14 protein-coding genes are annotated in these 10,977 nt (G+C 62.0%); 5 read left to right on the top strand and 9 right to left on the bottom strand.

Going from position 1 to position 10,977, the window contains the following annotated elements:
* Positions 1-199 precede the first annotated feature (199 nt).
* Together DMX12_RS14715 and ttcA are read right to left on the bottom strand one after the other, a co-directional pair.
* Entirely contained in the window at positions 200-871 is a 672-nt protein-coding gene (locus DMX12_RS14715; RefSeq protein ID WP_009686033.1) for a DNA-3-methyladenine glycosylase I, read from the bottom strand.
* A gap of 4 nt (positions 872-875) precedes the next feature.
* Positions 876-1,700: a tRNA 2-thiocytidine(32) synthetase TtcA gene (gene ttcA, locus DMX12_RS14710; RefSeq protein WP_009686034.1), complete on the bottom strand. Its 825-nt coding sequence runs from the start codon at positions 1,698-1,700 to the stop codon at positions 876-878.
* Positions 1,701-1,959: 259 nt separating this feature from the next.
* Here ttcA and DMX12_RS14705 point away from each other — a divergent pair, with 259 nt between their 5' ends.
* Positions 1,960-2,559 (top strand): Yip1 family protein, encoded by a 600-nt coding sequence (locus tag DMX12_RS14705; protein ID WP_009686035.1) that lies wholly within the window; start codon positions 1,960-1,962, stop codon positions 2,557-2,559.
* Positions 2,560-2,691: 132 nt separating this feature from the next.
* On the top strand, positions 2,692-3,186 hold the full coding sequence (locus tag DMX12_RS14700; RefSeq protein ID WP_110678285.1) for a SprT family zinc-dependent metalloprotease: 495 nt from the start codon (positions 2,692-2,694) through the stop codon (positions 3,184-3,186).
* Positions 3,187-3,408: 222 nt separating this feature from the next.
* Here DMX12_RS14700 and fpr read toward each other — a convergent pair whose 3' ends face one another.
* The gene (gene fpr / locus DMX12_RS14695) at positions 3,409-4,188 is read right to left on the bottom strand and encodes a ferredoxin-NADP reductase (RefSeq protein WP_054890398.1); all 780 of its coding nucleotides are present in this window, start codon (positions 4,186-4,188) and stop codon (positions 3,409-3,411) included.
* Between the two features lie 120 nt (positions 4,189-4,308).
* Between fpr and finR the strand changes: the two genes are divergently transcribed.
* A complete protein-coding gene (gene finR, locus DMX12_RS14690; RefSeq protein ID WP_054890399.1) occupies positions 4,309-5,235 on the top strand; it encodes a LysR family transcriptional regulator FinR in 927 nt (308 codons plus the stop codon).
* On the opposite strand, the gene DMX12_RS14685 is transcribed toward finR, so the two are convergent.
* The 3 genes from DMX12_RS14685 to DMX12_RS14675 form a co-directional block, all read right to left on the bottom strand.
* Positions 5,232-5,597, bottom strand: coding sequence for a diacylglycerol kinase (locus tag DMX12_RS14685; RefSeq protein WP_009686040.1), 366 nt, complete (start codon positions 5,595-5,597; stop codon positions 5,232-5,234). The two genes, finR and DMX12_RS14685, sit on opposite strands and share 4 nt — an antisense overlap.
* 71 nt (positions 5,598-5,668) lie before the next feature.
* Positions 5,669-6,319 carry a response regulator transcription factor ErdR gene (gene erdR / locus DMX12_RS14680; RefSeq protein ID WP_009686041.1) on the bottom strand — a complete coding sequence of 217 codons (651 nt, stop codon included), beginning with the start codon at positions 6,317-6,319 and terminating at the stop codon, positions 5,669-5,671.
* A 177-nt stretch (positions 6,320-6,496) separates the two neighbouring features.
* The gene (locus tag DMX12_RS14675) at positions 6,497-7,207 is read right to left on the bottom strand and encodes a tRNA-uridine aminocarboxypropyltransferase (protein WP_009686042.1); all 711 of its coding nucleotides are present in this window, start codon (positions 7,205-7,207) and stop codon (positions 6,497-6,499) included.
* Between the two features lie 186 nt (positions 7,208-7,393).
* On the opposite strand from DMX12_RS14675, the gene DMX12_RS14665 reads away from it, so the two are divergent.
* Positions 7,394-7,813 (top strand): quorum-sensing-regulated virulence factor family protein, encoded by a 420-nt coding sequence (locus DMX12_RS14665; protein ID WP_009686043.1) that lies wholly within the window; start codon positions 7,394-7,396, stop codon positions 7,811-7,813.
* Between the two features lie 14 nt (positions 7,814-7,827).
* On the opposite strand, the gene DMX12_RS14660 is transcribed toward DMX12_RS14665, so the two are convergent.
* On the bottom strand, positions 7,828-8,037 hold the full coding sequence (locus DMX12_RS14660) for a hypothetical protein (RefSeq protein ID WP_009686044.1): 210 nt from the start codon (positions 8,035-8,037) through the stop codon (positions 7,828-7,830).
* 161 nt (positions 8,038-8,198) lie between these two features.
* On the opposite strand from DMX12_RS14660, the gene DMX12_RS14655 reads away from it, so the two are divergent.
* Positions 8,199-9,317: an LOG family protein gene (locus DMX12_RS14655; RefSeq protein WP_110678281.1), complete on the top strand. Its 1,119-nt coding sequence runs from the start codon at positions 8,199-8,201 to the stop codon at positions 9,315-9,317.
* Positions 9,318-9,412: 95 nt separating this feature from the next.
* Here the strand turns inward: DMX12_RS14655 and recX are convergent, their stop codons facing one another.
* Both recX and recA read right to left on the bottom strand, forming a co-directional pair.
* The gene (recX, locus tag DMX12_RS14650; protein ID WP_009686046.1) at positions 9,413-9,883 is read right to left on the bottom strand and encodes a recombination regulator RecX; all 471 of its coding nucleotides are present in this window, start codon (positions 9,881-9,883) and stop codon (positions 9,413-9,415) included.
* A gap of 21 nt (positions 9,884-9,904) precedes the next feature.
* On the bottom strand, positions 9,905-10,972 hold the full coding sequence (gene recA / locus DMX12_RS14645) for a recombinase RecA (RefSeq protein WP_009686047.1): 1,068 nt from the start codon (positions 10,970-10,972) through the stop codon (positions 9,905-9,907).
* Positions 10,973-10,977 lie beyond the last annotated feature (5 nt).

Below are 10,977 nucleotides of genomic sequence, written 5' to 3'. Positions count from 1 at the left end.
AAGGCGTTCGCGCGCGAATCCCACAGGAATAATTGGCCCGAAACAAACGTAGGAGCGAGCGCAGCTCGCGATGCGCCGCGCGGGCGGCGCTCGCTCTAACAGGCGCTGCATACCTTGTGGCAAACACATGTCAGCCCTGATGCGATCCCCGTGGGAGCTGGCTTGCCGGCGATTGGGCCGCACAGCGGCCCCGGCATGCTCAATGGTTGACGGTATGCGCCAGCATCACCGACAACTGGCACAGCGGCCGCCCGCTTTCGGCGTGCCACTGGTTGAACACCTGCTGCACCAGCGCCAGGTCGCGCTGGCTGGTCGGCTGCTTGTCGATCACTTTTTGGGCAATCAGCGCCGCCGCCATGTCCTCGGTCGGGACAAAGGTGTCCTTGCCAACCATGCGCAAGAACCGTGGCGCCGACAAACCGCCGAGCTGGTTGCCATGCTTGGCCAGGTACTTCCACAGCCCGACAATGTCGGTCACCGGCCAGTCGGCAACGAACGCGCCAAAACTGCCATGCACCTTGGCGATGTCCAGCACCATCTGTGCATTGCGTGGCACGCTCTTGAGTTTGCCCAGGTGGCGGATGATGCGCTGATCCTGCATCAGCCGCTCCAGGTGTTCGGCGCCCATCAACACCACTTTTTCCGGGTCGAAGCCGAAAAACACCTGCTCGAAGGCCGGCCACTTGGCATCCACCAGGCTGTGCTTGAGGCCAGCGCGAAATACACGCAGGGCCAAGGTCGAAAGGTAGCGGTCGTCGCTGATCTGGCGCAGTTGCGCCGGCGTGCGCGGCTGCGGCAGGAAGGCTTCCAGCGCCTGGGCAGAGCCGAAGCGGTTCAGGCAGTACTCATGCAGCCACTGATAATCGCGCATAGGCCTAGATGTTCACCACGTCCAGGAAGCGCGGCGCCGCGTTTTCGTCGATCTTCAGGCTGGTGAAGTCGAACAGGTTGCGGTCGGCCAGCTGCGACGGCGCCACGTTCTGCAATGCACGGAAAATGCTCTCCGTACGGCCCGGGTGCTTGCGCTCCCACTCCACCAGCATGTCCTTGACCACCTGGCGCTGCAGGTTTTCCTGCGAGCCGCACAGGTTGCACGGGATGATCGGGAAGGCCTTCATGTCCGAGTAGGCCTGGATATCCTTCTCGCTGCAGTAGGCCAACGGGCGGATCACCACGTTGCGACCATCGTCGGCACGCAGCTTCGGCGGCATGCCCTTGAGCGCGCCGTTGAAGAACATGTTGAGGAAGAAGGTTTCGACGATGTCGTCGCGGTGGTGCCCCAGCGCCATCTTGGTCGCACCGATTTCGTCGGCGAAGGTGTACAGCGTGCCACGGCGCAGGCGCGAGCACAGCGAGCAGGTGGTCTTGCCCTCGGGCACCAGCTCCTTGACCACCGAGTAGGTGTCCTTCTCGACGATGTGGTACTCGACCCCCAGCGCCTTCAGGTACGCCGGCAGCACGTGCTCGGGGAACCCTGGTTGCTTCTGGTCCATGTTCACCGCAACGATCTCGAAGGTGATCGGCGCCACCTTCTGCAGGTGCAACAGAACATCGAGCATGGTGTAGCTGTCCTTGCCGCCGGACAGGCAGACCATGACCTTGTCGCCATCCTCGATCATGTTGTAGTCGGTGATGGCTTCGCCGGCGAGACGACGCAGGCGTTTTTGCAGTTTGTTCTGGTTGACCGAGAGGGTGCCCATAGCGCTTGAATCCGCGAGGTGTGACAAAAGGCGGCTATTTTACGCACAAACGCGCCCGCGCTGTAGGCATTCCGACAAAGACTTCAATGTAATCAACAGGGCGGGCGACAGCGCAATTTGCTCTAAAAAGCGCGGTTTGTGCGGGTAACCGCTTCCTATACTGCGACATAAGGCCACATTACCGCTTGCTTCGGTGTTCGGCCTCGGGCCGCTTGCGCTCCATGTGGGGGCGTTTGGCAACATTGAGAGGAGTGACGGCATGATTCATCACGTTGTGGGGCTGTTTACCCATCCCGACCAGGAATGGCGGGAAATCCGTGGCGAAGAAGAATCCATCAGCCACATGTACCTGACGCACACCCTGATCCTTGCGGCGATTCCCGCAGTGTCCGCGTTCATCGGCACCACCCAGGTCGGCTGGGTGATCGGCGACCGGCCGGCCGTGATGCTGACCATGGAAAGTGCCCTGTGGATGAGCATCATGTCCTACCTGGCGATGCTGGCCGGGGTAGCGGTAATGGGCGCGTTCATCCACTGGATGGCCCGCACCTACGATGCCAACCCATCCATGGCCCAGTGCATAGCGTTCGCCACCTATACGGCCACCCCATTGTTCATCGGCGGCCTGGCGGCGCTGTACCCGCACTTGTGGCTGGGCATGCTGATCGGCACTGCGGCGGTCTGTTACACGGTGTACCTGCTGTACGTCGGCTTGCCGACCTTCATGAACATACCCGCTGACGAAGGCTTCCTGTTCTCCAGCTCGGTGCTGGCGGTGGGCCTGGTAGTGCTGGTGGCGATCATGGCCGCCACGGTGATCATCTGGGGACTGGGCGTGGGGCCGGTCTACACCAACTAGAACAGACTCGACCAACACCGGGGCATCAACCAGGGGTCGCCGCAAGGCGGCCCTTGGCTGAGCGCTGACCGGTGGCTCGGCACATGGCCCGAGGTTGCGGCATAATGATCGGGTCAGGAGAACCACCCCGCCATGCCCGAGCTGCTCAAGCAACGCGTCGAAACCTGTTACCAGCAAGCCGAAACCTTCTTCAAACGCCAGTTCCCGCGCCCGGAAATCAGCTTCAAGCTGCGCGGGCAAAAAGCCGGCGTCGCCCACCTGCACGAGAACCTGCTGCGTTTCAACCTGCAGTTGTACCGTGACAATCAGGAGGACTTTCTGCGCCAGACGGTCGCGCACGAAGTGGCGCACCTGGTGGCCCACCAATTGTTCGGTGACCGCATCCAGGCCCATGGCGAGGAATGGCAACTGATCATGCGCGGCGTATACGAACTGCCGCCAAACCGCTGCCACAACTACGAGGTGCAACGGCGCGTGGTGACCCGTTACATCTACCGCTGCCCTTGCCCGCAGAGTGACTTCCCGTTTACCGCCCAGCGGCACAAGCTGGTGCGCCAGGGCCGCCGTTACCTGTGCAAGCGTTGCCGGGGTATTCTGGTGTACAGCGGCGAGACCCGGGTTGAATAGGCCGGAACAGCCAATGAATAAATGCCTGTCAGTTAAGTAATTTGGGGCCGCTTTGCGACCCTTCGCGGGCACGCCCACTCCCACACGTTTGGCGCTGAAATCAAGAAATGCGCGATCCCTTGTGGGAGCGGGCGTGCCCGCGAAGGGCTGCAAAGCAGCCCCAGTAACGCTTAACTGACAGGCATTAACCCGAGGGTCGCCTTCTTCGTACCTACCTGCGCCTTATTTCTCGACGAAGGCACGCTCGATCAGGTAGTCGCCCGGCTCGCGCATGCGCGGGGAGATCTTCAGGCCGAAGCTGTCCAGCACTTCGCTGGTCTCGTCGAGCATGCTCGGGCTACCGCAGATCATCGCACGGTCGTCCTGCGGGTTGATCGGCGGCAGGCCGATGTCGCTGAACAGCTTGCCGCTGCGCATCAGGTCGGTCAGGCGGCCCTGGTTCTCGAACGGCTCGCGAGTCACGGTCGGGTAGTAGATCAGTTTTTCGCGCACCGCCTCACCGAAGAACTCGTTCTGTGGCAGGTGCTCGGTGATGAATTCGCGGTAGGCCACTTCGTTCACGTAACGCACGCCGTGCACCAGGATCACTTTTTCGAAGCGCTCGTAGGTTTCCGGGTCCTGGATGACGCTCATGAACGGCGCCAGGCCAGTGCCGGTGCTCAGCAGGTACAGGTGCTTGCCTGGGTTCAGGTCGTCCAGTACCAGCGTGCCGGTAGGCTTCTTGCTGATGATGATCTCGTCGCCTTCCTTCAGGTGCTGCAACTGCGACGTCAGCGGGCCGTCCGGCACCTTGATGCTGAAGAACTCCAGGTGCTCTTCCCAGTTCGGCGAGGCGATGGAGTAGGCACGCATGAGCGGACGGCCGCTTTCCTGCTGCAGGCCGATCATCACGAACTGACCGTTCTCGAAGCGCAGCCCCGGGTCGCGGGTGCACTTGAAGCTGAACAGGGTGTCGTTCCAGTGGTGCACACTGAGGACACGTTCGTGGTTCATGTTGCTCATCGATGGGGCTCCTGAAGAAAAACGCAGCGCGTGCAGCACGCACAGTTGCGCGATAGTTTAGGGGCAGCGACAATATCTGTTAACTGGATTATCAAGATATGTGTTATCGGTTATATCGATATGCGATTTACACTTCGTCAACTGCAAGTCTTCGTCGCGGTAGCCCAGCACCAGAGCGTCTCTCGCGCCGCTAGCCTGCTGGCCTTGTCGCAATCGGCCGCCAGCACCTCCATCACCGAACTGGAGCGGCAATCGAGTTGCCAACTGTTCGACCGCGCCGGCAAACGCCTGGCCCTCAACGCCCTCGGCCACCAGTTGTTGCCGCAGGCGGTCGCGCTGCTCGACCAGGCCAAGGAAATCGAAGACCTGCTCAATGGCAAGTCCGGTTTCGGCTCACTGGCGGTCGGCGCCACGCTCACCATTGGCAACTACCTGGCCACCCTGTTGATCGGCAGCTACATGCAGACCCACCCTGAGAGCCAGGTGAAGCTGCATGTCCAGAACACCGTGCATATCGTGCAGCAGGTCGCTCATTACGAAATTGATCTGGGTCTGATCGAAGGTGACTGCAACCACCCCGACCTGGAGGTCCAGCCTTGGGTGGAGGACGAACTGGTGGTGTTCTGCGCACCCCAGCACCCGCTGGCCAAGCTGGGCCGTGCCGATATCGACAGCCTGTCGCAGGAAGCGTGGATCCTGCGCGAACAAGGCTCGGGGACGCGCCTGACCTTCGACCAGGCCATGCGCCATCACCGCGCCAACCTCAACATCCGCCTGGAACTGGAGCACACCGAGGCGATCAAGCGTGCAGTGGAATCGGGGTTGGGTATCGGCTGCATTTCACGCCTGGCCCTGCGGGACGCCTTTCGCCGTGGCAGCCTGGTACCGGTGGAAACCCCGGAGCTGGACCTGATGCGCCAGTTCTACTTCATTTGGCACAAGCAGAAGTACCAGACCTCGGCCATGCGCGAATTTCTGGAGCTCTGCCGCAACTTCACCGCGGGCTTCACCCGCAGCGACGAAATCGTGTTGCCGCCGATCGCTTAAAGCAGGATCACCCCCCACACCAGCGCCACCATGCTCAGCGCCACCAGCTGTGCGGCGCTGCCCATGTCCTTGGCGTTTTTCGACAGCGGGTGGCGCTCCAGCGAAATGCGATCGATAGCGGCCTCGATCGCAGAGTTGAACAGCTCGACAATCAACCCCAGCAGGCACACGGCGATCATGATCGCCCGCTCTGCACGGCTGACCGGCAGCCAGAACGCCACCGGGATCAGCAGCACGTTGAGCAGCACCAGTTGGCGGAATGCCGCTTCGCCCTTGAAGGCCGCGCGCAGGCCGTCCAGCGAATAGCCAGCGGCGTTGAAGATACGTTTGAGGCCGGTCTGGCCCTTGAATGGCGATGTCATGTGAGTCATTTCACAACAGAAGGCCGGCAGGCTAGACCGGCTCAGGTCAAAAAAGCGTGAAGCCGCACGCGTCAGTGGCTGGCAACTGATTCAAGTTGTTGCAACAGCAGCGCAGCCTGGGTGCGGGTGCGCACCCCCAGTTTACGGAAAATCGCCGTGACGTGGGCCTTGATGGTGGCCTCCGAGACATTCAGCTCATAGGCAATCTGCTTGTTCAGCAGGCCTTCGCAGACCATGGTCAGTACCCGGAACTGCTGCGGCGTGAGGCTCGCCAGGCCTTCACTGGCGGCCTTGGCCTCGGCCGAAACATCGACCTTCTCGAACGCCTGCGGCGGCCACCAGACTTCGCCGTCGAGCACTTTGCGCACCGCATCCTGGATCACTTCCAGCGGGCTGGACTTGGGAATGAAGCCACTGGCGCCAAACTCGCGGGACTTGACCACCACGGCGGCCTCCTCCTGCGCCGAAACCATCACCACGGGAATTTGCGGGTATTGCCCGCGCAGCAGCACCAGCCCGGAAAAACCGTAGGCACCCGGCATGTTCAGGTCGAGGAGCACGAGGTCCCAGTCGGCTTTTTCGCTCAACCGCACCTCCAGCTCGGCAATGCTCGCAACCTCGACCAGGCGAACGTCCGGGCCAAGGCCGAGGGTAACGGCCTGGCGCAGGGCGCCGCGAAACAGCGGGTGGTCATCGGCAATCAGGATTTCGTAAGTGGCCATCGATCTAAGGATCCTGTTCTGTCCCGGGCACTGGGGGTTGCCAAGTGCCCGACGGGGAATCGGCGCCAAGCATGCCGAGCACGGTCAAGGGTGGTCAAGCCAACCGCCTTGCCGCCTCGCCCACCCTGGCTGCCAGCCCCGTCATTATGAACCAAAGCCGGGTGGGTGCCCCTTGGACTATAGGAAGGTATGCAAACGCTGATGGGTCTCGTCCTGCTCGTCCAGCGGCAGGCGCCGCTTGCCACTGAGGTAATGCAGGCTGAATACATCCAGGTAGGCATCCAGCGCCTGCGAGGCCAGGCTATCGCCAGCCAGCTCCAGGCACATGGCTGCAACTTCTGCGGTGCAGAAGTGATCATCGCGCTTGGAGCGGCGCAGGCGGTAGCGTGACATCTGTTCGGCCTGCAGGCTCAATACCGGGAACCGGTCCAGGTATGGGCTTTTGCGGAACATCTTGCGCGCCTCGGTCCAGGTGGCATCCAGCAGGATGAACAGCGGGCGCTTGCCCGGCTCACGCACCACCTCGCTGACCACCCGCTGCGGGGCGACGAACTCACCTGGGAAAACGATGTAGGGCTGCCAGTGCGGGTCGTCGAGCAGGGCCAGCAGGCGCTCGTCAACCGAGGTGCGCAGCCAGCCGAACGCCGAGGTATCTTCGATCAGGTCGGCAATCAGCCAGCCGGTATTGGTGGGTTTCAGTGGCTCGGTGTCGTGCATCAGCAGGCACATGCCGGCGTCGGCCTGCACGCGGGGCTTCCAGGCGCACAGGCAATGGCTGGCAATGACCCGGCAATCTGGGCAACGCTCGGCCCGCGACCCTCGGGCAATGAAAGGCTTGTTGCTGCGGGCCAGGCGCTCGGCACGCAGGCGCGCTACCGCATGGCTCATGCCGGCAGGCCTGTGGAAAGATGGGAAATGGACACAAGGATGGCTCTGGGAAAACAAGGGCGCCAGTTTACCAGAATCCTTATAATCGGGCTTTCCCGTACCCTTGGGCTACCGCCAGCCCAGGGTTGACGGAACGCCGTCGACCCGCGCATGTCAAAGCGCCAGTCATCGAACCAGGAGATACCCATGCTGCGTCTTATCGCCCCCGCCCTGAGCCTGATGCTCGCCCTGCCCCTGGCAGCCCAGGCGGCTTCCAAACAGGACTACGACCTGAACAAGATGCTGGAAAAGGTCGCCAAAGAGAGCAGCGTCGGCACCCCACGTGCCATCAATGAAGACATCCTCGATCAGGGTTACACCGTGGAAGGCAAGGCGCTGGTCAACCACCTCAGCGTGCGCCAGAGCCACGCCGAGCGCATGCAGGCCAACCCTGCACAGGTGCGCAGCCAATTGGGCGACAGCGTGTGCCGCAACAACGGCTTCCGCAACCTGATGTCCAAGGGCGCGGTGATGGTTTACCGGTTCACCGTCTACAAAACCAACCAGCCGATCATGGACCAGGCCTTCGACAATGCCAGCTGCGTAGCCGGCAACAAGAAGAAGTAAACGCCGCGCCCAGGCTACACCTGGTTTTCCTCCCGTGCGCGCCAGTGCCCCTCGGCAGCTTCGGCGCGCATCTCGGCCAATAGCGCCTGCACGTAACGCGACTGGCATTCCAGGCCTGCGAGCCGGCGCTGGCACTCGGCCTCCAGGCTCAGGTGATGTACCTGAGCGGCACGTTCCAATTGCTGGTAGAGCTGCAGGTCCACTTCGATGACCAAGCGATGCATACCGCCACCTCCCGCATCGATACGTTTCGCTTTACCAGTTAACCAAACCCCTGCCGCCATTGGCCACGTGCCGACGGGTGGCGCTGGCAATCCCCCCGGCACGATCGGCCGCCACGGTCTAGATTGAGGTTTAGAGGTATTGGTGCAGAAGGAGACGTTGCATGCCTTACCAATCGAACGAATCGCTGTTCAGCCACTTCCAGGACAACCATATCGACCTGAGCCACATCGACGCCCAATTGCAACTGGTTGCACCCGACAGCCCGAACCTGCCGCTGTACCGTGACATGATGCTGACCATCCTGCGCATGGCCCACGATGACAGTGATCGCTGGAGCGCCAAGATCACCCTGCAGGCCTTGCGCGAACTGGACCAGTCGTTCCGCACCCTGCAGCGCTACAAGGGCCGCCGCAAGGTGACCGTGTTCGGCTCGGCGCGTACGCCGCTGGAACACCCGATGTATGCACTGGCCCGTGAACTGGGCGCAACCCTGGCGCGCTCGGACCTGATGGTCATCACCGGCGCAGGCGGCGGCATCATGGCAGCAGCCCACGAAGGCGCCGGCAGCGCCCACAGCCTGGGCTTCAACATCACCCTGCCTTTCGAACAGCATGCCAACCCTACGGTGGACGGCACCGACAAGCTGCTGCCTTTCCACTTCTTCTTCATCCGCAAACTGTTCTTCGTCAAGGAGGCCGATGCCCTGGTGCTGTGCCCGGGCGGCTTCGGTACCCTCGATGAGGCGCTGGAAGTGCTGACCCTGATCCAGACCGGCAAAAGCCCGCTGGTCCCCGTGGTATTGCTGGACTCACCGGGCGGCAGCTTCTGGCGTGATTGCCTGGGCTTCATCAGCCGCCAACTGGAGGACAACCATTACATTCTGCCGAGTGACCTGAAGCTGGTGCGCCTGGTGCACAGTGCCGAGGAGGCGGTGGAGGAAATCAACCAGTTCTACCGCAACTATCACTCCAGCCGCTGGTTGAACAGCCAGTTCGTGATCCGCATGCATCACGCCCTGAGCGAGGCGGCGCTGTCTGACATCGAGGAAGGCTTTGCTGACCTGCGCCTGAGCGGCAAGTATCACCAGCAAGCAGACAGCAGCGCCGAACATGAGTTGGGGGACTACAGCCACCTGACCCGTTTGTCGTTCGCCTTCAATGGCCGAAACCAAGGGCGCCTGCGCGAACTGGTGGACTTTATCAACCTGCCGGAGAACTGGGCCAAGCCACAGCCCATGCATACCACGCAGCGGGCCAGGGAGGCGTTGAAGGTCAGCTGATCAGGCACTTGGGGCAGCGCGCTGGAGAGTACCGGCGTTGCCGATGTTCGCGGCTGAGGCCGCTGCTACGGGGATTGTTGCGAGGTCTGCGGCGGCTAGTAATCGTCGAGGTCTCGCCCGCTGAGCAAGCGGCCGATCATGTCCATGGTGAAGCCCCGATAGGCGAGAAAACGGGTTTGCTGGGCGCGGCTGCGCGGGTCCTGCGGGCGTTGCCCGGCGAACTTGCGCTGCCATACATCCCGCATACGTTCGGCCCAATCCACGCCGCTTTCACGCAGCGCCTGCTCAATGTCGGCGCGCAGCAAACCACGCTGCCCCAGCTCTTCACGAATACGTGCTGGGCCATAGCCAGAACCGGAACGGTAACGAATGAAGCTCTCGAGGTAACGGGCTTCACTCAGCAGACCCTCTTCGGTGAGCCGGTCGAGCTCTGGCTCGATCAGCTCATCGGAGGCACCGCGCTGACGCAACTTGCGCGTCAGCTCGACGCGACCATGCTCACGTCGCGCAAGCAGGTCCATGGCTGTCCGCCGAATGGCGACGGGGGTGTCGAGTACGGCGGACATGTTCAGCTATAAACCACGCGATCAATAACCGGCTTCAGCGTCGGCCATGTCGTCGGCACCCGCTTCGACAGCGGCAGCTTTACCGGCTGCGGCTACAGCGCCAGCGTTCAGCAGCTTCTCACGGATCTGCCTCTCGATCTCGGTACCGATAGCCGGGTTTTCCGCCAGGTACTTGGCCGCGTTGGCTTTACCTTGGCCGATCTTGTTGCCCTGGTAGGCGTACCAGGCACCGGACTTCTCGACCAGGCCTTGGGCAACGCCCAAGTCGATGATCTCACCGTTACGGTAGATACCCTTGCCGTAGAGGATCTGGAACTCGGCCTGACGGAACGGAGGCGAGACCTTGTTCTTGACGATCTTGACGCGGGTTTCGCTACCGACCACCTCGTCGCCTTCCTTGACAGCGCCGGTGCGGCGGATGTCCAGACGCACAGAGGCGTAGAACTTCAGGGCGTTACCACCGGTGGTGGTTTCCGGGCTACCGAACATGACGCCGATCTTCATGCGGATCTGGTTGATGAAGATGACCAGGCAGTTGGCGTTCTTGATGTTACCGGTGATCTTGCGCAGCGCCTGGGACATCAGGCGAGCCTGCAGGCCCACGTGCATGTCGCCCATTTCGCCTTCGATCTCGGCCTTGGGTACCAGCGCGGCGACCGAGTCGACGATGATCACGTCAACTGCGTTGGAACGCACCAGCATGTCGGTGATTTCCAGGGCCTGCTCACCCGTGTCCGGCTGCGAGACCAGCAGGTCGTCGACATTGACGCCCAGCTTGCCGGCATATTCAGGGTCGAGTGCGTGCTCGGCGTCGACGAAGGCGCAGGTGGCGCCATTCTTCTGGGCTTCGGCGATGACCGACAGGGTCAGCGTGGTCTTACCCGACGACTCCGGACCGTAGATTTCGACGATACGGCCCTTTGGCAGACCACCAATGCCCAAGGCAATGTCCAGGCCCAGAGAGCCGGTAGAGATGGCCGGGATAGCCTGGCGCTCGTGGTCGCCCATGCGCATTACCGCGCCTTTACCGAATTGACGTTCGATCTGACCCAGGGCCGCAGCCAAGGCGCGCTTCTTGTTGTCGTCCATTGAAA

The organism is Pseudomonas sp. MB-090624 (assembly GCF_003205245.1).
Classification (GTDB): Bacteria; Pseudomonadota; Gammaproteobacteria; order Pseudomonadales; family Pseudomonadaceae; genus Aquipseudomonas; species Aquipseudomonas juntendi.
This window is presented reverse-complemented; position numbering and strand designations above follow the sequence as displayed.